General features: G+C 51.9%; 17 protein-coding genes and 2 pseudogenes. 14 read left to right on the top strand and 5 right to left on the bottom strand.

All coding sequences use genetic code 11. The features are described from left to right. Positions 1-72 precede the first annotated feature (72 nt). On the top strand, positions 73-2,505 hold the full coding sequence (locus NSS79_RS03060; RefSeq protein ID WP_342438237.1) for a glycogen/starch/alpha-glucan phosphorylase: 2,433 nt from the start codon (positions 73-75) through the stop codon (positions 2,503-2,505). Positions 2,506-2,607: 102 nt separating this feature from the next. On the opposite strand, the gene NSS79_RS03065 is transcribed toward NSS79_RS03060, so the two are convergent. Beyond that, entirely contained in the window at positions 2,608-3,087 is a 480-nt protein-coding gene (locus NSS79_RS03065) for a GAF domain-containing protein (protein ID WP_076112815.1), read from the bottom strand. 237 nt (positions 3,088-3,324) lie between these two features. Between NSS79_RS03065 and NSS79_RS03070 the strand changes: the two genes are divergently transcribed. The 3 genes from NSS79_RS03070 to NSS79_RS03080 all read left to right on the top strand — a co-directional run bounded on the left by NSS79_RS03070 (position 3,325) and on the right by NSS79_RS03080 (position 5,960). Next, complete coding sequence (locus NSS79_RS03070) at positions 3,325-3,624, top strand: hypothetical protein (RefSeq protein WP_038585534.1); 300 nt, start codon at positions 3,325-3,327, stop codon at positions 3,622-3,624. A 274-nt stretch (positions 3,625-3,898) separates the two neighbouring features. Further along, entirely contained in the window at positions 3,899-4,426 is a 528-nt protein-coding gene (locus tag NSS79_RS03075) for a GNAT family protein (protein ID WP_342438238.1), read from the top strand. 25 nt (positions 4,427-4,451) lie between these two features. Next, complete coding sequence (locus NSS79_RS03080) at positions 4,452-5,960, top strand: MDR family MFS transporter (RefSeq protein ID WP_342438239.1); 1,509 nt, start codon at positions 4,452-4,454, stop codon at positions 5,958-5,960. Positions 5,961-6,106: 146 nt separating this feature from the next. Here the strand turns inward: NSS79_RS03080 and NSS79_RS03085 are convergent, their stop codons facing one another. Then, positions 6,107-6,574, bottom strand: a complete 468-nt coding sequence (locus tag NSS79_RS03085; RefSeq protein WP_038585538.1) for a MarR family transcriptional regulator — start codon at positions 6,572-6,574, stop codon at positions 6,107-6,109. Between the two features lie 533 nt (positions 6,575-7,107). On the opposite strand from NSS79_RS03085, the gene NSS79_RS03090 reads away from it, so the two are divergent. Together NSS79_RS03090 and NSS79_RS03095 are read left to right on the top strand one after the other, a co-directional pair. After that, positions 7,108-7,875 carry an ABC transporter ATP-binding protein gene (locus tag NSS79_RS03090; RefSeq protein ID WP_342438240.1) on the top strand — a complete coding sequence of 256 codons (768 nt, stop codon included), beginning with the start codon at positions 7,108-7,110 and terminating at the stop codon, positions 7,873-7,875. After that, entirely contained in the window at positions 7,854-9,164 is a 1,311-nt protein-coding gene (locus NSS79_RS03095; protein WP_342438241.1) for an ABC transporter permease, read from the top strand. The genes NSS79_RS03090 and NSS79_RS03095 overlap by 22 nt, the downstream gene beginning before the upstream one ends. Before the next feature lie 128 nt (positions 9,165-9,292). On the opposite strand, the gene NSS79_RS03100 is transcribed toward NSS79_RS03095, so the two are convergent. Beyond that, positions 9,293-10,555: an NAD(P)/FAD-dependent oxidoreductase gene (locus NSS79_RS03100; RefSeq protein ID WP_342438242.1), complete on the bottom strand. Its 1,263-nt coding sequence runs from the start codon at positions 10,553-10,555 to the stop codon at positions 9,293-9,295. A 398-nt stretch (positions 10,556-10,953) separates the two neighbouring features. Between NSS79_RS03100 and NSS79_RS03105 the strand changes: the two genes are divergently transcribed. The 3 genes from NSS79_RS03105 to nadE all read left to right on the top strand — a co-directional run bounded on the left by NSS79_RS03105 (position 10,954) and on the right by nadE (position 13,971). After that, positions 10,954-12,462, top strand: coding sequence for an ATP-binding protein (locus tag NSS79_RS03105; protein WP_342438243.1), 1,509 nt, complete (start codon positions 10,954-10,956; stop codon positions 12,460-12,462). A gap of 159 nt (positions 12,463-12,621) precedes the next feature. Next, the gene (locus NSS79_RS03110; protein ID WP_038585544.1) at positions 12,622-13,056 is read left to right on the top strand and encodes a BrxA/BrxB family bacilliredoxin; all 435 of its coding nucleotides are present in this window, start codon (positions 12,622-12,624) and stop codon (positions 13,054-13,056) included. Positions 13,057-13,161: 105 nt separating this feature from the next. Next, on the top strand, positions 13,162-13,971 hold the full coding sequence (nadE, locus tag NSS79_RS03115; protein WP_342438244.1) for an ammonia-dependent NAD(+) synthetase: 810 nt from the start codon (positions 13,162-13,164) through the stop codon (positions 13,969-13,971). 115 nt (positions 13,972-14,086) lie between these two features. Here nadE and NSS79_RS03120 read toward each other — a convergent pair whose 3' ends face one another. Beyond that, positions 14,087-14,905: an alpha/beta fold hydrolase gene (locus NSS79_RS03120; RefSeq protein ID WP_342438245.1), complete on the bottom strand. Its 819-nt coding sequence runs from the start codon at positions 14,903-14,905 to the stop codon at positions 14,087-14,089. A gap of 268 nt (positions 14,906-15,173) precedes the next feature. Here NSS79_RS03120 and acpS point away from each other — a divergent pair, with 268 nt between their 5' ends. Both acpS and mutY read left to right on the top strand, forming a co-directional pair. After that, positions 15,174-15,566 (top strand): holo-ACP synthase, encoded by a 393-nt coding sequence (acpS, locus tag NSS79_RS03125; RefSeq protein WP_076112806.1) that lies wholly within the window; start codon positions 15,174-15,176, stop codon positions 15,564-15,566. 107 nt (positions 15,567-15,673) lie between these two features. Next, positions 15,674-16,741, top strand: a pseudogene (mutY, locus tag NSS79_RS03130) (A/G-specific adenine glycosylase); the annotation flags it as partial. 1,391 nt (positions 16,742-18,132) lie between these two features. On the opposite strand, the gene NSS79_RS03135 reads toward mutY, so the two are convergent. After that, a complete protein-coding gene (locus NSS79_RS03135; protein WP_340895018.1) occupies positions 18,133-18,741 on the bottom strand; it encodes a superoxide dismutase in 609 nt (202 codons plus the stop codon). Between the two features lie 595 nt (positions 18,742-19,336). Here NSS79_RS03135 and NSS79_RS03140 point away from each other — a divergent pair. The 3 genes and pseudogenes from NSS79_RS03140 (at position 19,337) to queG (ending at position 22,341) form a co-directional block, all read left to right on the top strand. After that, positions 19,337-19,756, top strand: coding sequence for a GNAT family N-acetyltransferase (locus NSS79_RS03140; RefSeq protein WP_038585559.1), 420 nt, complete (start codon positions 19,337-19,339; stop codon positions 19,754-19,756). 181 nt (positions 19,757-19,937) lie between these two features. Then, a complete protein-coding gene (gene lepB, locus NSS79_RS03145; protein ID WP_342438246.1) occupies positions 19,938-20,555 on the top strand; it encodes a signal peptidase I in 618 nt (205 codons plus the stop codon). A gap of 18 nt (positions 20,556-20,573) precedes the next feature. Continuing rightward, positions 20,574-22,341, top strand: a pseudogene (gene queG / locus NSS79_RS03150) (tRNA epoxyqueuosine(34) reductase QueG). The last annotated feature ends 22 nt before the right edge of the window (positions 22,342-22,363 follow it).

Below are 22,363 nucleotides of genomic sequence, written 5' to 3' on the forward strand. Positions count from 1 at the left end.
CCGTTCAGCTGATCCTGAGTTTCCATAAATATGCCATTCACAAAATAAGGATCTGTCAGGAGGAACCCGCTGTTGTTCAACGATAAAGAAACCTTTAAACAAGCGTTCCGCGAGGCACTCATCAGGAAATTGGGCAAGCCGCTTGAAGAAGCTTCGAATGCTGATGTGTATAACATCATCGGCAATATGATCCGTGAGAATGCAGGCAAAAACTGGGCAGATACCAACCAGAAGTATAAGGTTGATAAGGAAAAGCAGGTCTACTATTTTTCCATGGAATTTCTGATTGGCAGGCTTCTGGGCAATAATCTGCTCAACATGGGCGTGCTGGAGGTAGTACGCGAAGGACTTGCAGAACTGGGCTTTTGTCTTCAGGATATTGAAGAGGAAGAAGCAGATGCAGGCCTAGGTAACGGAGGTCTGGGGCGTTTGGCCGCCTGCTTCATGGATTCGCTGGCCTCCCTGCAGTATGCAGGGCATGGCTGCGGCATCCGTTATAAATACGGCCTGTTTGAGCAAAAGATTGTTGACGGATATCAGGTGGAGCTGCCCGATTATTGGCTGCAGAACGATAATGTGTGGGAATTGCGCCGGGAAGACAAGCAGGTGGAAGTGCGGTTCTGGGGACATGTGGAGACCCGTGGGGAGAACGGTGAACTGGCCTTCGAGCATAAGGATTATGAAGCGGTGCGGGCGGTTCCTTATGACATTCCGATTATTGGCGCGGACCGCAAGCATGTGAATACACTGCGGAACTGGAGTGCCGAATCGATCAACCCGTCTTCGAGAATAACCGGCTCCCTGGCTGGAACGGATTATCACAAGTTTCTGGAATACAAACGTTCGGTGGAATCGATTTCGGAATTCCTGTACCCGGATGATTCACAGTATGAAGGCAAGCTGCTCCGTCTGAAGCAGCAGTATTTCTTGTGCAGCGCAGGTCTGCAGAGCATTCTGCGGACGTACAGCAAGACGGGCCTGCCGATTGAACTGCTCCCGGACAAAGTGGCTCTGCACATCAATGATACGCATCCAACGCTGGTTATCCCGGAGCTGATGCGGATTCTGATGGATGAACACGGCATCAGCTGGAATCAGGCCTGGAGCATGACGACACGGATGGTGTCTTATACCAACCATACCATTCTCAGCGAGGCGCTGGAGAAATGGCCGATGGGAATGGTCCGGGAGCTGCTGCCGCGTATTTTCCTCATTATTGAGGAAATCAATGCCCGGTTCTGCGGCGAGCTGATGAGCAAATACCCCGGTGATCAGGACCGGATCAACCAGATGGCAATTATTCATGATGATCAGGTGCGGATGGCCCATCTGGCAATAGTAGCCAGCCATAGCGTGAATGGAGTGGCTGCGCTGCATACGGAGATTTTGCAGAAACGCGAGATGCGGCTGTTCAATGAGATGTATCCGCACCGTTTCAATAACAAGACGAACGGCATCACGCACCGCCGCTGGCTGCTGCATGCCAATCCCGAGCTGGCCGGACTGATCAATGATTCCATTGGCACACGCTGGATTCACCATCCGCAGGAGATGATCGGGCTAATTAAATATTGTGAGGATGCTTCATTCCAGGAACAGGTGGCCGGCATCAAACGCCGCAACAAGCAGCGTCTGGCGGAATACATCAGCAAGAAGCATGGAGTGCAGGTAGACCCGGATTCTATCTTCGATGTACAGGTCAAACGGCTGCATGCCTACAAACGCCAGCTGCTGAACATTCTGCATATTATGCATATGTACAATCAGCTTAAAGACAATCCATCTATGGACATGGTGCCGCGCACCTTTATATTCGGGGCCAAGGCCGCACCTAGCTATCATTTGGCCAAACGGATTATTAAACTGATTAATACTGTGGCTGATGTCGTCAACAAGGATCCGGATATCAAAGGCAAGATCCGCATTTTTTTCCTGGAGAATTATTCGGTCTCTTTGGCGGAGAAGATTATTCCCGCTGCTGATGTAAGCGAACAAATCTCTACAGCAAGCAAGGAGGCTTCCGGCACTGGCAACATGAAGTTTATGATGAACGGTGCGCTGACCATCGGTACGATGGACGGGGCCAACGTGGAAATGCACGAAATGCTGGGTGACAACAACATGTTCCTGTTCGGCCTGCGGGCAGAGCAGGTGCTTGATTACTACCAGTATGGGGGCTATCATTCCCGTGATATCTATAATGGCGATGGACGAGTCAAGGAAGTGCTGGATCAGCTTATCACACCAGGGCCAATCTGCTGCCATACCCAGGAGTTCGATTCGCTCTATCAGTCATTGCTCGACAATAATGATGAATTTTTTGTGCTTAAGGATTTTGCCGGCTATGTGGAGACCCATGTCAAAATCGATCTCGCCTACCGCAACCAGAAGGAATGGCTGAAAAAGTCGATTATCAACATCGGCCATTCCGGCAAATTTTCCAGTGACAACACGATCAGCCGCTACGCCTCTGAAATCTGGAATATTAGTCCGGTCCGGCAGTAATCGGGCGTTGTCCTCAGCATAAGAATGATCAACAGCAAAAAGGCCGTCACAAACGCAGAAATTCCTGCGAATGTGGCGGCCTTTTACATGCAGCCGGGAAAATTAGATTACGTCCGAAACCATAGCCGCGAACCGCTCCAGGAAGCGGCGTTCCTCATCATCGAAGCGGTGCTTGAGCGGGCTGTCGATATCCAGCACACCCAGAAGCCGGTCCTCCTTAATCAGCGGCACGACGATTTCGCTGTTCGAAGCGGCATCACAGGCAATATGTCCCGGGAAGGCATGAACATCATCCACGACGAGCGTCCGGCGTTCGCTTGCGGCTGTTCCGCATACTCCGCGGCCCAGTGGAATACGGATACAGGCAGGCAGTCCCTGAAAGGGTCCAAGCACAAGCTCCTTGCCGTCAAATAAATAGAAACCGGCCCAATTGGTATCCGGTAGAGAGAACTTAAGCAGTGCCGAGGCATTCGCCAGATTGGCAACGGCATTTGGCTCCCCTTCCATCAGCGCTCCCAGCTGGGATAGAACCGCTTCAAAGCGCTCGCTGCGCGTTCCGTCGTAGGGCATAGCCTGAAACATGAAGCATCACCTTCCTGTACCTTGAGTCAGTATGAATCCATAACTGTAACTAACAAGATAGTACAGCAACGTTCAATACGTCAAGCATTACCGGATTTATGCAGATTGCAGAGCTCACACCCTTACCGTAACAGTCCCCCGTGTTTCCACAAGCCATCACTAGGGTAATGCTTTTATAAGAATAAGCAGTGATTGAATTTACTAAAACTGGAGGCTTTTGGCCGGAAGGAGTGGAATATGCGCGCCGATGTACAGAACTTGTTCGTAGGGATCCATATGCTTTATTTTGCACATGAGAGGGACCTTACAGTATCAGAGATGCAGCCGGAACTCGAGAATTTGGGATACCGGGTGGCGGAACGTGAAGTGAAGCAGGAACTGGAACGGCTCTCCCAGGAGAACTTCCTGACTGCCCATGGCGAGGGATTCAGCATTACCGGGACGGGGATTGAAGAATTCAAGGCAATCCAGGAGAAGCTTCAGGTTCTCTGCACCGAGGTGCTTAAGCCAGTCAAGGCAGCAGGGGCCTCAGGTTAATCCTGAAGATTATGCCGATTTCCACTATACAACAGCATGAGCGAACCTTATGCCCAAAAACAAACGTCTGCATCAGGGTGGGACCAAGCCGCCCCGATAAAGGCGTTTTTCAAACGATTTCTCACTGAAACGGTACCGTCCCGCTTAAGGACAGTACCGTTTCTATGTGTGTGAAATTAATGTTTCTATTCAGGACATCCTTACATATGTTGTATACTTATAAGGTTGGAAGGGGACGAGAGCGTTGTACGTGTGCAATGGGATGGTACCGGCTTTGAGCGGAGAAAGAGTGGAACTGCGTGTCATGACCGAAGATCATGCCGCCGCATTATATGACCTCTGGTGTCATCCTGAGGTGGCGCCCTGGCTGGACATGCCCCCTCTGTCTTCGGCTGCTGATGCAGAGCATCTGATTGGATTACTGCGGCAAATGGCGCGGGAAGAAGAGAGTCTGCGCTGGAGCATCATAGGACCGGAGGGTGACGTAATCGGCAGCTGCGGCTATAACTACTGGCAGCTGCCGGGAGCGTACCGGGGGGAGATCGGCTGTGAGCTGTCACCGTCCCATTGGGGGCAGGGATATATGCAGGAAGCGCTGGAGCTTGTACTGGATTTCGGCTTCGGCACCATGGCGCTGAACCGGATTGAAGTATTATGCCATCCGGACAATGTCCGGGCGCAGAGGCTGTTTTCAGCACTGGGCTTCCGGGAGGAAGGGCTGTTGCGGGAATACCGTCATACGTCCTCAGGCTTTCAGGACGTTATTCTGTATGCGATGCTGCGCAGTGAGGCTAGACGCTAATATATAGAGAGAGGATTTGGATTCATTGAAGTCTCCAGGAGAAACAGAACGCAAGCTTATTTTGATAGGGGTGCTGCTGGCTACATTTTTGGCAGCAATTGAAGGAACAGTAACCGGGCCTGCCGGACCGGCGATTGTTGGGGATTTCCAGGGGATGCAGTGGCTGAGCTGGATATTTACCGCCTATCTGCTGGCCATGGCGGTCACGACCCCGATATTTGGCAAGCTGAGCGATCTGATTGGCCGCAAGCCTGTGTTCATCGGTGGAGCTGTGGTGTTCTTGCTCGGCTCGCTGCTGTGCGGCGTATCGCAGAGCATGGAACAGCTTATTATATTCCGCGGCATCCAAGGAATCGGAGCGGGAGCACTAATTCCGATGACCTTTACGATAATCGGTGACATCTACAGCATTAAAGAACGGGCAAAGACACAAGGGCTGCTGAGTTCGGTATGGGGGATCTCCTCTCTGGTTGGACCGCTGCTCGGCGGCTATGTTGTAGATTACTTAAGCTGGCGCTGGGTATTTGTGTTTAATCTGCCTTTTGGCCTGTTATCGATTATATTTATTTCCCGCTATCTGAAGGAAGAACGGGTAAGACGCAAGACGAAGATTGATGTAGCCGGTGTGCTGCTGTTTGCGGCAGGGATGGGCGCTCTTCTCTTCGGACTGACGACAGGTGGGCAGAATCTGCCCTGGACATCTCCGCTGCTGCTGGCGATATTGGGGGCGGCAATTCTGCTGCTGGTAGTATTTCTGTTTGTGGAGCACCGTGCTCCTGAACCGATGCTGCCGCTCACGCTGTTCTCCGTTCGTAATATTGCTGTATCCACCGGGGCCAATCTGCTGGTCAGTACCTTGATCATTGGCTTGTCCACCTATGTACCGCTGTGGGTACAAGGAGTGTTTGGAAAAAGTGCTGCCCTCTCAGGCCTGCTGCTCGCGCCGATGTCTGTAGGCTGGATGCTGGGTTCCATTGCCGGAGGACGGATGATCCTGCGCTCCGGCTCCCGCCGGACGGGCATGCTTGGACTGTTGCTGATTTCCATAGGGGCCATCGGCCTTGCGTTTATGAACGGGGATTCATCACAGTTGCTGCTTTTATGTCTTATGCTGTTCTGCGGAGTCGGGTTTGGCTATGCCTCTACCGTCTTTACCATTATCGCCCAGTCCTCTGTGGAGCATGAGCAGCGCGGGGCCTCAACGGCACTCAATACGTTCACCCGTTCACTCGGGCAGACGGTTGGGGTGGCAATTTTCGGTTCCTGGCTGAACCTTACGATTGACAGACGGCTGGCGGAGCAGCCCGGCAGTGCAGTTACAGGGGATGACATCAATACACTGCTTAATCCGCATGGCGGCAGCACACTGACCGGGGAGGCCTGGAGCAGTCTGCATGGTGCGCTGGAAGGCGGCCTGCATTCACTTTTTGTTGTGATGGCGGCATTCGCAGTCTTTTCCCTGATTATTTCTTCGGGTCTGCGGAGTGGCGTTCCTTCCATTGCGGAGGAGAATCCTGCGCTTAAGAAGGCTTAGTGAATAACACTTGTGTCAGAACCCTTCTATTGCTGCAAGAAACAAGAAACGGCTGAGGCATCCTTAACAGGACGGCTCAGCCGTTTCTACTTGATCTAGAGTTATTCTAAAAAGTGAATATATTCACAATCTTATTGACCCGGACCCTATTTGCGCGGGAGCGGGGAGAGTTTCTCAGCCTGGAGACCCATCTTCTTCAAAAGAGTAATCATCTGTTCCTTCTCTTCATCACTCAGGCCACTGAAAGCGAGGTGCAGGCGCTCCGAATATTTCGGATACATTTCGTTCATCAGATGTTCGCCTTCTGAAGTCAGCTCGGCGAAAATAACCCGGCGGTCGTTTGCGCAAGGCTTGCGCTGCAGGTAGCCGCGTTCTTCGAGCTTGTCGATCACGTAAGTAACATTACCGCTCTGCAAGAGCAGTTTGGCACCGATCTGCTGAATGGGTTGCGGCCCCTTATAGTAGAGGACCTCCATAACAGCAAAAGCTGTGGGATTGAAACCTTCAATCTTGCTTCCGGTAACGGCATGCTCGTTGATGCTCTTGAAAGACTTGGCAAAAACCCGGTACAAATGCAATGTCAGTTGAGTATCGCGTTCATAGGATTGTATCATGCTTCTCCACCCTCTATCGTTATCGTTAATCATACGGGTTGCCCCGTACGGTACTAAATCATGGCTTGAATTGCACGGTTTAGCCGTGCAATGACTTGATATAGCTTTACAATACGTCAAACATCGGATCAAGAACATGTGATTTGTCACAATGAGCACACTTTTAATTATTAAAAATCAAACAATTTTTTTAGAGTGCGCAAATGGTGCATATTGAATTGGTTTTTTTGGTGTACGTCTCCGGCAGGAGGGCATTTACAGCCTCTGGCGCAGCGGAGATTTACTCCCGGGGATTGATGAACAAACCTTTGGCTTCCCTTACTATAAATTACAAAGAAGCAAAGATTAGCATGGGGAGTTTTGCCTGATCATGGTGCAACCTGGGGGTCTTTCCTTAAGTCGGAGAGGTCTCTTTCCGCACTTCGGGGAAGTAATGTTTGATGATTCTTCCCTTTTGTCCGTATAATGGATAAAAAAGAACGGTAATAGCAGCCGGGACACTTGTGAATTGACACTTAGGAGATGGAAGCCGTATGAAAGAGACAGAGTTTGAAGATGAGTCTGCAGAGGAGTTCAAAGCTGAGGGCGAATGGGAAGAGGAAGATATTGTGCTCGATGTTTCCATTGAGGAAGCCGGTTACGAAGCGGGCGACAAACGGATTTCAGATGTTTCTTTCCAGGTGCGGCGCGGCCAGCTGCTGGGATTGATAGGACCAAACGGAGCAGGGAAAAGCACCACCATCAAGACGCTGCTCGGCTTGTTGAAATATGCCAAGGCTAAAGTGATTATCGGCGGAGAGAGTCAATCGTATGCATACGTGCCGGAACAGCCGGTATTTTACGAGGACCTGACACTGTGGGAGCATCTCGATTTGGCAGCTGCAGCCTACGGTTTGAGCTACGAGACTTTTGTGGCCACCGCCGAGAAGCTTCTGGTGCAGTTCGGTATGGGAAATGTGCGGGATGACCTGCCTGCAGGCTTCTCCAAAGGTATGAAGCAAAAGATGATGCTGATGCTTGGCTTCCTGGTCCAGCCCGATGTCTACATTGTGGACGAGCCGTTTATCGGGCTTGACCCCCGTGCCACGAAGGATTTCCTGCGTCTCCTGGAGGCCGAGCGGAAGCGCGGTGCGGGCGTTCTGATGTCCACGCATGTACTGGATACTGCGGAGAAAATCTGCGACAGCTTCGTGCTGATCTCCAGCGGGGAAGTAACAGCAACAGGCACTTTGGAGGAAATCCGCGACATTGCCGGATTGCCGGAGGGGTCGTTGTTTGATTGCTTCGACGAATTGACATGAGCAGTCAGGAACAGGCTGTTCTTAACCCTAAAACTTCCGGCAAAAAAGCCGGGTATGCTTTTCCTACGGCTCCGCAGCTGTTACGGCGGCGCCTGATCTACCATTGGCGTGAGCAATCGGCGATTATCCGTACGGCGGCCGACTGGACGGTCCTGCTCTACCTCGTTATTCCCGGCGGCCTGCTGGGCGGAAGGTTCTATTTCGGGTTCTGGAGCGGGGAAATGCCAACATGGACGACAGCGACCCCCTTTATGCTGCTTCCGCTGCTGCTGGCGGCTCTAATTGCTACCGGAGGTATGGTGCTGCTGCTCCAGGAAGGGGATTCGTTGTTTCTCAGGCAGCGGCAAAACTGGATCAGAAGCATTATGCTGCGGGGGCTTCTGTATAGTCTTACCGTAACTGCCCTCAAGATGGCTGCGGTATTTGCTATTCTGCTGCCCTTCATCGTCCGGGGGTACGGACTCAGCGGGACAGCTGCCGCATCGCTTCTTGCAATGACCATAACCTGCAGCTGGTGCGTCAAACTGCTGGGACACCTTGTTAAAGTACAGCGCCAGGGCTTCCGCCGCTGGCTGTGGCTCATTCCGGCCGTGACTGTCCCCTGTGCCGCTTATGTCAGGGCTGCTATTTATTGGGACAGCCAGCCTCTGTTGCTGCTGGCAGCCGCCGCCATATATGGTGCTGTGGTTGTATGGGCCATACGCTTCCGCTTGCGGCTGCACGCTACCTTTATGAGCGATGTGCGGGAAGACTACAAGCAGCGGATGAGAATTGCCGGTTTATTGCTGCGCGGCGTGCTTGATAAACCGCGCCCCACACGCTATAAACCATGGATTTTCCGCAAATCACAACCGCTCCTGGCTTCGAAGCAGCCGGAGAGCCGCTTCGCGGCAGCAGGCATTAAAGCACTTGTGCGCAATCCGGCACACCTGAAGCTCTATTTTGCGTTCACGGGCGTTTCCATGATAGCTATTTTTATCGTTCCAGGGATTTTGAAATGGGGGTTGCTCATTATTCTGGCGTTATTAATGGCCTACTGGCTGACTTCTTTCTGGTTATTGTTTGCGGGGGACGACTATATCGGGATCCTGCCCTTTACCAAAGCTCAAAAAGCCGATGCCGGTTCCGCAGCAATACCGATTCTGCTAGTTCCATATACAGCAATCTGTTCTGGTGTGGTGTGCATTCCTCTGTATGGATGGTGGGGGCTGCTGCTGTTTATTCCACTCGGTTATTTAATCGGGGTTTTCATTGCCAGAATGTTCAGCACAATGCGGTTTCAGAGATAGGTGCTGCAGACCCGCTAAATACAAAACAGCGTTACTTGCCGATTTACGCAAGTAACGCTGTTTTTAAATTAGAGGGGATGCTATTTGGGCGGGCTTTGTAGTCCTAGACGGTGGATGTCCCTCTGCTCCTAATGCTGTCCAGCTGCATGTTTGCCTGCTGTGTAACCTGTGGAGAAAGCAGCGGTAATATTGTAGCCGCCGGTATAGCCGTGAATATCCAGCACCTCACCGCAGAAATAAAGTCCCTGCATAAGCTTAGACTCCATAGTCTTGGGATCGATTTCCTTCAGATTGACACCTCCGCCGGTAACAAAAGCTTCAGCCAGAGACCGGGTGCCGTGAACATAGACCGGCATCCGTTTCAGAAGGGCGGCCAGCGCTTGCAAGGCACTTTTGGGAAGATGATGGCCGGTGATGTCTCCGTCCACCCCGGCTTTGGCCAGCAGCAGCGGAATGAGGCGCTCTGGAATCAAACCTTTCAAGGAATTGCGGATGGCCTTCTTAGGCTCCAATTCCAGCTTGTTCTGCAGCTGGGACTCCACCTCCTGCGGGTGATGGTCGGGAAAAAGGTCGATGGACAGCTCAACTGTGTCCGTTCCGGATTTGCGCTGGACCTGGCGCAGGAACTGGCTGCAACGCAGCGCAATCGGGCCGGACAGCCCGAAATGAGTGAAGATCATATCTCCCCGGTGGGAGATCACCCTCTTGCCTTTCGGATTCCAGACGCTCAGCGTCACATCCCGCAGGGACAACCCCTGAAGTTCCCCTGACTTGATCCATTCCTCCCTAGAAACAATGGGGACTTCCGTCGGGAACAGCTCCGTAATTGTATGTCCGGCGGTGATCGCCCAAGGATAGCCATCCCCGGTGGAACCGGTCTGAGGTACAGATTTGCCTCCCGTGGCGATTACGACAGCGCCAGCGGCAATCCCCTTGCCTGATTTCAGGCGGATTCCTTCTACTTTACCGTCTCCGTACAGGACCTCCTGCACCGGGCTATCTGTCATAATCTGCACACCCAGGCTGCGAACTTTGCCGATTAGAGCGGAAACGACGCTGGAGGCCTTGTCCGACACGGGAAACATCCGCCCGTTGTCTTCCTCTTTCAGGGCGATGCCCAAATTTTCAAAGAAATCGACAATATCTCGATTATTAAAATGATCAAATGCGCTGTATAAAAAGCGGCCGTTGCCCGGAATATGGGCAATAAGCTCGGAGGTTTCCTTGACGTTGGTTACATTGCAGCGCCCGCCGCCCGAGATTCCCAGCTTCCGGCCCAGCTTAGCCCCTTTATCAATCAATAATACGGAGGCGCCGTGCTCCGCAGCGGCCACGCTGGCCATCAGTCCGGAGGGGCCGCCCCCAATGACGATTACATCATAGTTGCTCATGAATCTGCTCCTTTACATGCTTAAGGTATAGCGAATTTCAGCATTTTCGGTGTTCTACTAACGGCATCATACCATTCCGGCCGCGGTGTAGCCAGACCTGTGGAACCGGCATGTGATTATCGTTGTCAGAAAAGCCCGGCTGTGCTTTAATCTAAAGGGAAAGGGTAATTTGTCCAACTTGGGGAGTGATTGCAATTTTAGATGCGGTAAAGGATATTTTATTGCAAATCTTATCTGCCAGTTCGTTTATATTTCTATTTCAATGGTGGCTGGATCAAAGCCACATTATACGCAGAAATCGGCAATTTCCGGATGATCAGGCTTTGCTGATTATTTGCTGTGCCATTAGCATTACCCTCTGCACCATTTTCTCAACAACATTATTCGGGGTTGTTTATTTGAATTTGGCTATATTGCCCGCTTATATCGGTATATTATATGGGAATTTCCGCTCCGGGATAAGTCTGGCTGCTTTTTTTATGCTCTGCACGGCACTGTTTTCGGTGCCACCGGGAATCGGCAATATAGTAGTTAATACTGGGGTTCTTATGTATCCGCTATTGTTTGGTTTTGTCCGGCCTTTTAAGAAGGGAAAGATTATTCAGAAGATAGGCATGCTATGGGCTATTCTGGCCCCCAGCATGCTCTTTATTGTGCTCATGCCCAAAATGAACGGCAAGAATATATATGAAACCCTTTCGGCAGACACCTTGCTGGTGACGGTATATCTGTTTATTACCGTTATGCTCGGCGGATTATTTATATTTTGTATCGAAACCGCTTGGGATAGGCTTCATATCAAGGAACAGATGAAGGGAATCTCCGAGAAATTCAAGCTGGAATCAGAGAAGCTTCAGCAGATTACCGACGCAGTACAGCTGAATATTATGTCGATGGATGACAGCGGGTATGTCACAGAACTTAACGAATTTATGCTCAAGCTGATTCACCGCCATTATCCTGAACTGACAAGGGAGACTATAATGTCCCAGCCTGCAGGCCAGCTTTTCAGAAAATATCTTGACGAGCAGACCTATTCTCGGCTGGAGGACATCGTCCGCAGCAAACAGCGCACCAATGCCAAAATTACATGTGCAACGAGTACATATCAAATTTATACGGAGCCTCTGCCGCGGGATTCCGGAATTCCTGGCGGCATTGTGATGATCGTTCAGGATCTGACCGAGGAGGCGAAACTCCGCAGCGAGCTTGATAATGTAGAGCGGCTAACGCTGGTTGGACAGATGGCTGCAGGCATCACGCATGAGATCCGCAATCCCATGGCAGTCGTTCGCGGATTTCTCCAGCTTATGAGAGAGAAGAGTCCGGGAGAGCTGGATTCATACTACCAGATCGTGATGGATGAGCTGGACCGGGCCAACGCCATCATCAATGACTTTCTGTCACTCGCACAGACCCGTGTATCGGATAAAGAAATGGTGCAGCTTCATCTTATAGTAGAAGAGCTGAGTCCTTTGATCTGGGCGGATGCCAATCTCCGGGGCCAGAGCATTGAACTCCGGCTAAACCCGTCATTGCCTCTGCTGATGCTGAATGTCAGGGAGATTAAGCAGCTTGTCCTTAATCTGGCACGCAACGGGATGGAGGCCATGGACCCGAAGGGGGTGTTGACCTTGGAGACACGTGTGAATGAGGATAGAGTTGAGCTGATGATTAAGGACACTGGAGGCGGAATTTCAACAAGCCAGATTGAGAATTTATTTGTCCCCTTCTTCACAACAAAAAATCATGGAACCGGGCTCGGGTTATCGCTTTGTCTGAGTATTGCCGAGCGGCATAACGGAAAGATTGCGGTTGAATCGCAGGAGGGCGTGGGCACAGTGTTCACCGTATCTTTTCCTTTTGAGAAGGAAGAACGTGCAGCAACGACTAGGCTGCTGAAGTAACGTCCCTTGATAGAGGCACAAGTCACAGACGATGGGCTCCGCTGCAGCAGCAGGTCCCTCCCTTGCTTTCACAGAGTATGCATGTATAATAAAGTTAGTAAGTGCTGCTGTAATGCAGCCTGACCAAACACTTTATAAGGCAAAGGAGAGTGCAGAGGAATGTCCATGTCATTTAATCAATATATGAGAGATTCAATTCAGCCTATGCGTGATGACCTGACAAGTATCGGGTTCCAGGAGTTGTTGACTCCAGAAGAGGTGGAAACCACTCTTCCAACCGCAAAGGGGACGTCGCTCGTTGTCGTCAATTCTGTATGCGGCTGTGCAGCTGGCCAATGCCGTCCTGGTGTAGCCCAAGCTTTGCAGAACGAAATTCTGCCGGATCATCTGTTCACCGTGTTCGCCGGACAGGAGAAGGAAGCCACTGCTAAAGCACGTGAATACTTCGCTCCATATCCGCCTTCTTCACCATCTATCGCTTTGATGAAGGATGGGGAGCTTGTTCATTTTATTGAGCGTCATGGGGTAGAAGACCGTTCAGCTGCCGAAATCGCTGCTGAATTGAAGGAAGTATTCAACCGTTTGTGCCAATAATAGCGGTTAATTCATAGGATCTCGCGGTGGCCGGCAATCCGGCTGCTGCGGGATTTTTTCAAAATATAATTTATATGATCAAAGTGATGAAACGGGGTGTGGTTTGTGAGCTTGCAAGAAGAGATTATTGCTGCCCTCGGCGTAAAGCCGGCCATTGATGAAGAGGCAGAGGTACGGAGGCGTGTTGATTTCCTGAAAGCATATGTACGGCAGGCAGGAGCAAAAGGGCTGCTCATAGCGATCAGTGGCGGGGTCGACAGTGCGGTGGCAACAGGCCTGTGCAAACGGGCAACCGATGAGCTGACCGCAGAAGAAGGCAAGGAGTACATCACCCTTGGCGTATTTCAGCCTTACGGTGTTCAGGAGGATATCGAGCACAGCTACGCGGTGGCTGAAGCTTTTGAACTGACACATAAGGTTGAGACCAATATTGAAGAAGCTGTAAATGAGATCGCACTTGAGGTTGAACATAGCCTGAAAGCGCTGGGCCAGCACCGTCACATTACACATCAGGGCAAAGGAAATGTGAAGGCGAGAACCCGCATGGTTATGCAGTACGCACTCTCCTTCGAGAATAATCTGCTGGTAGTGGGAACGGATCATGCTTCCGAGGCCATTACCGGCTTTTACACCAAATGGGGCGATGGCGCAGTCGATATTACACCGCTGAGCTCGCTGAACAAGCGCCAGGTACGCCAGCTTGCAGCCTATCTGGGAGTGCCGGAGGATATCGTGACCAAAGCACCGACGGCCGGCCTCTGGCCCGGACAGACGGATGAAACTGAGCTGGGTATTACGTATGATGACAACAGCGACTATCTGGAGGGCAAACAGGTCAGCCCTGAGGTTGCCGGGAAACTGGAAGCTTATTACCGGAGAACGGCGCACAAGCGCAACGTAATACCGGGCATCTAGAAGGAGAAGTTTATACAAAAACCGCCGGAGATCTGAGTGCATACTCAGACTTTCCGGCGGTTTTGTGTGTAGTATTACATGATATGGCGGTCTTCCGTTGGCGGCGGGCCGGCGGTTATCCGGCCAGTACGCTGCGGATAAATTCGCGGGTAGCGTCGATCGCCTGTTCCAGCTGCGGAGTGGTCCCGGCAAAAGGATGGACACTGCCAAAGGTATGATTGCCCTCCGGAATTTGCACCCGCGCTATATCGGGCCGGAGGTGGACCAGTTGCTCCGAGCCGCGGCGCAGCCGTTCGCTATCCTGGGTCCCTTGAATGAGGACAACGGGGAAAGCGGCAGTTTTCATTCGCTCCAGAAGATTGTAGCGCCCGGCTTGCCGCTCCAGATCTTCAATAATAACGGCATCGAGCGGCATTTGCTGACCCGTGCGGCCATTGAGTACATGAGTCCGGCCGCTTTGTTTCATTTCCCGTTTCTGTTCATCTGTGAACAAATCCAGATCGGTGATTCCGTTCCAGGAGATGACTCCGGCAATCTCCTCCGGGTGGTCCAGTGCGTAAAGCAGACAATCGCCGCCGCCGCGGCTGTGACCCAGCAGGAATAAGGGCAGGCTGCCAAATTTATGATGCTGGCTGAGATAGGAGAGCAGGATCTCCATGTCTTTGATCTCGCGGTTATAGGTATTGCGGGCGAACTTCTCAAGCTCGGTGAAATTCTGCAGATCCTCGCCGATTCCCGCATGGGAGAAATTGAAGGAGATCACTTCATGCTCCTGGCTGAGCGCGGCTGCGAGGTAAGGGAACATTCCCCAATCCTTAAAGCCCTTGTATCCGTGGGCAATAACAATCAAACTATTGGCTTTGCCTTGAGCTGGAAAATGTGAGCAGCGCAGGACGGCATCTTCTCCGGCAGGCAACTGAAAATTGCGGTTCATGGTCGATTCCCCTCTCTTTAGCTTTCAGAGATTATTATGTCTTTTTAATATAGAATTGAGATTCTGTGGTTAAGATTCATGATGAGGGAAGTAGCAGGATAGACTTCGGCGGTTTTTTCTTTTAAGATAGCAGAAAGAATCCGGGACAACTATAATCTATATGATTTACGGACAATGTATATGAAGATCATACCATTAACAAAGCTATTAAGGATAGCTATCAGATTGAAGCGGTTTATGACTGCACGTCCATAAGGAGCGTGGGATTTTGATATACGGGATCGGGCATGATGTGCTGGAAATCCAGCGGATTGAAGCATTAATGAATAAAGGATCTGGAGCGAAGTTTATCCGGCGCATCCTTACAGAGGCAGAGCTTGAGCTTCTGGAGCGGCGGGGCGGCAATGCTGCGGAGTTCATAGCCGGGCGGTTCGCGGCCAAGGAGGCGGTTGTGAAAGCGCTGGGCTGCGGCATCGGCCGGGAAGTGGGGTTTCAGGATATTCAGATCCTGCCGGATGCATATGGCAAACCGATAGTTACACTCTCGGAGGAGGCCTGGGAACGGCTCCGGCTGAAAGGCCGGGAGTACCTCATTCATCTTACCATTACCCACAGCCGTGAGCTGGCTTCGACTTTTGCGGTAATGGAACGGAGGGTTTGAGCGGCAAGGAAAGTTGGAGCTTACAGCATGGGACTTGAATGAACTGACGGGCTGTGGCTCCACTGATGCCCGTGTGAAGTAAATATAAGAATCAAGGAGAATAAATGATGACAACGCATGAACAACAGGAGCAGGCGCAGCAGGAAACCAAGTTGTTTTTCAGCCGTAATCTGCTGGAATGGTACCATGGGCAGAAACGTGATTTGCCTTGGCGGCGCCATCGCAATCCGTATTATATCTGGATTTCGGAAATTATGCTGCAGCAGACGAGAGTCGATACGGTTATTCCGTATTTCAACCGCTTCATTGAGCGGTTTCCTACGGTGGAATCGCTTGCCGACGCACCGGAGGAGGATGTGCTGAAATGCTGGGAGGGTCTTGGTTACTATTCCCGTGCACGGAATCTTCAGCATGCCGCGCGGCAGGTGAAGGAACAATACGGCGGAATGGTTCCGAATGACCGCGATGCCGTATTCAGCCTTAAAGGGGTTGGACCCTATACGGCAGGAGCTATTCTCAGCATTGCGTTCAACCGGCCTGAACCTGCGGTGGACGGAAATGTGATGCGGGTATTGTCCCGCTATTTCCTGATGGAGGATGACATCGCTAAGGGGCCGACGCGGGTGAAGATGGAGCGGCTGGCGGCGGAGCTGATCCCGGAGGGGGAGGCTTCGCATTTCAACCAGGCGCTAATGGAGCTTGGGGCGCTCGTCTGCACGCCGAAATCACCGCGCTGTCTGCCTTGCCCGGTGATGGAGCACTGCGCCGCGCGCCTGGCGGGCTGCGAGACTTCGCTGCCCGTCAAGACCAAGGCCAAGCCCCCGCGCCCCGAGGAGCGGCTGGCGGCCCTTGTTACGGGCCGCGGCGAGCACGCGGGCCGGGTGCTGATCCGGCAGCGGCCATCCAGCGGGCTTTTGGCCCGCATGTGGGAGCTGCCGCACTGGCCGGCGCCGCCTGCGGAGGGCGGCGCTTCCGCTGCGCTGCTGCCTGAAGCGGCAGCGCTGGACCGGCTGCGCCGGTCACTGCGGCAGGCCGGGATCTTCGCCCGGCCTGAAGAGCACTGGATGGCTGCGGAACATACGTTCAGCCATATCGTGTGGACCCTGCAGGTGTACCGCTGCAGGGAAGAGGACGCCCCGGCGCTGCCGCTGGCGGCGGAGGGGCGGGCGGCATACGCGGCCGGGAACGCGGCTGCCGCCGTGCCCACGGATGGCAGCGCGGGGCCAGCAGATGGCACACAAGCTGGTGCTGCACCTGTAGATGGCCCGCAAGGCGGTGCTGCATCTGTAGATGGCACACGAGCTGGTGCTGCACCCGCAGATGGCACGCAAGCCGGCGCTGTGCCTGCAGATGGCACGCAAACTGGTGCTGCACCTGCAGATGGCACGCAAGGCGGTGCTGTGTCTGTAAATGGCACACCAGGCACTACTGCGCCCGCAGATGGCACGCAAAGTGGTGCTGCACCTGCAGATGGCACGCAAGGCGGTGCTGTGACTGCAGATGGCACACTAGGCGGTGCTGCGCAAGGCGGCGCTGCACCCGCAGATGGCACACAACCTGGTGCTGCACTGGCCTCAGGCATGCCGCCAGCCGGTGTTGTGCGCGCCATGGGCACGCCAGATGCGTATGCGGTTGATCTCTTCTCCGCTACGGACAGTCCGGTCGAGCAGTTTGCAGACGGCAGCGGAAATCCGGAGGATGCCGGAGCCTTGCGGTGGATCAACCGCGAGGACATGGCGAACTACGCCTTTCCGAACGTTTTTTTGAAGCTGCTTAACCATTATTTCGATGAGCTGGAAGCACAGAAGCTGTAAGACCGGAGAAGAGTGGCTTGATGAGGGGAATAGGACCGAATAGGCTGGCAGAACGGGCGGTACGAAATGGGGTTCTAGGGCGAACCGGAGCGAAGCGATTACCTGAGAGAGTGAGCGCGTGCAAGTAATGAAGCGGAACGGTTTATCAATGGAATCTGAGCACAGGTAATGTCCAAAGTCTAGATTTCTAAACCGTATTGCAGCTGATCCAGCTCGTATCTCCCTCAGGTTCAGGTCGAGATGCAGTTCTGTTGCACTTTTTACAGCAGATGACTCCTAAATTAGCAGGGAAATAGAATCTATTGCACTCTGTACAGCAGAATCTAGTGGAAAAGACGGCTTTGGCGATAAATCCAGAAATCTGTTGTATAAAATACAGCGGAATGTCATTTATTGCTGAGCAATGAGCATTCTACTGCAGAAAGTGCAATCACATAAAAAGCCTGATAGCAATCAGGCATGAGTGCTACGGATCAAGTTCAGTCTAGATAACGACTGGTTTGTACAAAAGCATTCGCTACTGTAGCGCTCCAAGCGTACGCTGCCGCATCAACTCCGGGCCTATCAATGAAAAACGGCTGCGCTATGTCCTAACCGGACACGGCGCAGCCGTTTTCACATCTAGGGATAAGGTGGAAGCTGGACACCACATCCTGCGTACAGCAACGGCCCCGTCCTTTAAAAAGGACGGGGCCGTTTGAGTTATAGATTAGAGTAGGCTGAGCAAGGCGCGGCGATGTCGCCGCAGTTCCTTACTTCGCGCTTTCGTAACGTTTGCCGACTTCTTCCCAGTTAACTACATTCCAGAAGGCTTTGATGTAGTCAGGGCGTTTGTTTTGATAGTTCAGGTAGTAAGCATGCTCCCATACATCGAGGCCGAGGATTGGAGTAGCACCTTCACTGATTGGGTTGTCTTGGTTCGGTGTGCTTGTTACAGCAAGTTTGCCGTCCTTAACCACGAGCCAAGCCCAGCCGCTGCCGAAACGGGTAGTTGCTGCAGTAGCAAAATCTTCTTTGAATTTGTCGAATCCGCCCAGCTCGCTGTCAATTGCAGCTGCCAGTGCACCTGTAGGTGCGCCGCCGGCGTTTGGTCCGATGACTTCCCAGAACAGGGTATGGTTGGCGTGTCCACCACCGTTGTTGCGAACAGCAGTGCGGATGGCTTCAGGTACAGCGTTCAGGTCGGTGAGAAGCTCTTCGATGCTCTTGTTTTGAAGTTCAGGTGCTTTTTCCAGAGCGGCGTTCAGGTTCGTCACATAAGTATTATGGTGCCTGTCATGATGAATCTCCATCGTCAATGCGTCGATGTGCGGTTCAAGAGCGTTGTTCGGATAAGGAAGTGCCGGTAATTGAAATGCCATGGAAAAATCCCTCCTGAGTTTATTAGAATTGTATAGATAAAGAATTTTGGCAGTCTTGACGTCAAAACCCCTTATTTCCAATGCCTCTTATTGGTTATATCCGATAAGATACTTTTATTAAACCGTATCTGGAACAATAATGCAACATTAAACAAACATAAACGTTTAAAAAGTTGTGATCAAACAAACCTGACCGGAAGTGTAAATGCTGTGTTAAACTTATAGAATTCCCTGGAGACTTTGCTTTTATACCTTTGAATTTACCTTTATAAAGAAAATATGTAAACATGTTTCATGAAAACGCTTCATATCAAGCGCTTTCAAAAGAAAAATGGTGATATCACGAGAAAAGTGTGCTTTAATAGAGTCAAAAGCAGGTATTCCTCGGTTTTTGGAGATTAGAGAAGTTACCGACTATTTTACATTAAGTTAATACTTCTTTGATCGCAAGAAAAGCTGCATGAAATGATGGATTCGACAACATCCTCGAAATTCCCATTTTTGCTTTTCTGATGCCTTTTTTTCTCTTTATACTGTTACGGGAACTCCTTCTTTTTGTTAAACTCTAAGCCATAGAAAAGGGAGATTTTAAAGAATGCACGTTCGTTCCTTTCAATTAAGCGACGTTACCCCTGTGACTGAACTGCTGCAGAGCGCATTATCGGAAGAGTGTTTTGAAAGCACGATCGAGCCCTTCTCCAGACAGCTTTCTTGGGATTCAGATCTCATTGTAGTTGCTGAGGATGAAGAAGAAATTGTTGGTGCGCTGATAGGTACAATCGAGAAGAACCACGGCTGTTATTTCCGAATTGCTGTCCATCCCGACTACCGCCGCAGAGGAATCGGCAAAAGTCTTGTAACGGCGATGGAACACAGATTTCAGGCGCGCAAGGTTAGCGGTATTTTCGTAGCCGTTGATGAGCACAATTCCTTCGCATTGCCGCTGTATGAAGCTATGGGATATGACGAGAATCAAATCTTCAAATCAGTACGGAAGCTCAGCATCGTTGGATAATGTCTTTTATCATGGGCGCTGCGTAAGCGGAAACATTTACTAAATAGAGAACTATAGCGACTTGCATAGTCTGATCCATTATACTAAAGCATATCTCCCCGGAGTCCATTGCAAATGGCCGGGAGATATGCTTTTCTATTGTTATAGACTTGATCTACCAATCTGGGCAAGAAGGTGGCATATGGACCGGGAGCTTGAAGGGGAATTTATGCGAAGCCGCAAGCAAAGATACAGATCTGTCACACATCACGGTTCCAAACTGCAGCCGGGAAACAGATGGATTCTAGAACTGCGGGATTGGGTAATCACCGCGGCAATTGTATTTGGGTTCATGTCGCTTTTGAATTTATTTATTTTCAATATATCTACTGTGGTCGGCCAGTCCATGCAGCCTACGCTGGTTGAGGGGGAGAAGCTGATCATTAACAAGATCACTTTGAGCTTTGCGAACCCGTCGCGGGGAGATGTTATTGTGCTGCATGATCCCAGCACCGGCCCGGACCGCAAGGAATATCTGGTGAAACGCGTCATTGGGATACCCGGTGATTTCATAGAGGTGCAGGGCCATAAACTGTACGTTAACGGAGAAATGGCCGATGAGCCTTATATTGATACGGAAATTCAGGATCCTGATTTTTTGGGGCTGACTGTCGAGAAGGGAAGCTATTTTGTGATGGGTGATAACCGGCATGCCGGAGCCAGCAAGGACAGCCGTTACTTTGGCACCGTCCCGCAGAAGAGTATTGTCGGCAAGGCAGTTTATATCTGGTGGCCGCTCTCCAAACTGAATTCATTATAAGAGAAGGTGAAGGCGGAAATGAACATTAAAACTCAGTCATCCTATGCTCCGCCGCCTTCCATATGGGAAGATCTTAAGGCGGAGATCAAGGCTGCCGCTCCGGCGCTGGGCATTGATGATATCGGGTTTGCGACGGCTGAGCCGTTTCTATATTTAAAAAACATCCTGCAGGATCACCGGGACAAGGGGTATGAATCCGGTTTTGAAGAGCCTGATTTGGATAAGCGGACTATTCCGGCACTTCCGTCCGGTGAGACGCCGCTATCCATTCTGGCCATTGCGGTGGCCTATCCTTCCAAGATGGAGAATCCGCCCAGATCTGAACCGGGTGCGCGCCGGGGAATTCTGGCCCGGGCTGCCTGGGGCCAGGATTACCATCATGTGCTGCGTGAAGCGCTGGGGAAGCTGGAGGCTTTTATCCGTGAGCGTGTGCCGGATGCCGTGCTGGAGAGTATGGTGGATACTGGCGTGCTGGTAGACAGAGCTGTAGCGGAGCGGGCAGGAATCGGCTTCAGTGCCAAGAACTGTGCGATCATCTCTCCCAAGTGGGGGTCATGGATCTATCTTGGGGAAATGGTGACGAACATTCCGTTCCCCCCGGATGCACCCGTGGAGGAAGGCTGCGGCGATTGTACGAAATGTATTGACGCTTGTCCTACCGGGGCACTCGTTGGCCCGGGTCAGCTTAACGCCCAGGCCTGTATTTCCTATTTAACGCAGACCAAAGGGTTTTTAAGCGATGAGTATATGACCAAGATCGGCAACCGGCTGTATGGCTGCGATACCTGCCAGATTGTCTGCCCGAAAAATCGCGGGAAGAACTGGAACCACCGTCCGGAGCTGCTGCCTGATCCGGAAATCGTCAAGCCGCTTTTGCTGCCGATTCTTGAGCTCAGCAATCGTGAGTTCAAAGAGAAATTCGGCAGCAGTTCGGCGGCCTGGCGCGGTAAAAAGCCGATCCAGCGCAATGCGATTATCGCGCTTGGCAATTTCAAAGAGGCTGGCGCTGTACCGAAGCTGACCGAAATTGTGCTGCGGGAGTCACGCCCGGAAATGCGCGGGACTGCGGCCTGGGCGCTTGGGCGCATTGGCGGCGGAGAGGCGCTGGCGGCTGTTGAAAAGGCACTGTTGGCTGAAGAGGACAACCAGGTCCGGGAGATGCTTGAACGGGCGCTGGACAAGCTGCTGAAGCGGGAGGAGACGGAGACCAATGAGCAAGCTGGCGGGGGGCAGTCTGGGAACTGAAACTGCTGTGTATTACAGTGAAATGGAATCGCCGATTGGCCCGCTGACCTTATGTGCAACAGAGGCGGGATTATGTCTTATAGAATTCGGGACATTTGCCGGGAGCCGGGAGAACCTGGAGAAATGGCTCAAGGTACAGATTGGAACCGTGATATTAATCGAAGATGAGTCCCGGCTGGAGCAGGCTAAAGCGCAGCTTGAGGCGTATTTTGCCGGAGGACTGCAGGACTTCACGCTGCCTCTGGATATGCGTGGCACGGCCTTCCAGCTTCAGGTATGGGAGGCGCTGCGCGGCATTCCCTACGGAGAGTCCGCTTCCTATAAGGATATTGCTGTGCGGATCGGCAATCCGCAGGCTGTGCGCGCTGTAGGCGGAGCTAATAACCGCAATCCTGTTCCGGTAATTGTGCCGTGCCACCGGGTAATCGGTGCGGGAGGAACGCTGGTCGGATACGCCGGTGGCCTTGCGATCAAGACCCGGCTGCTGCAGCTCGAAGCAGAGCACGCCCTCCCGGATGACACCGGAACCTACCTCTTCTGACTCATGGGATTTACCAATTGCT

It is taken from the genome of Paenibacillus sp. FSL L8-0436 (genome assembly GCF_038593025.1).
In the GTDB taxonomy this organism is placed as follows: domain Bacteria; phylum Bacillota; class Bacilli; order Paenibacillales; family Paenibacillaceae; genus Paenibacillus_AQ.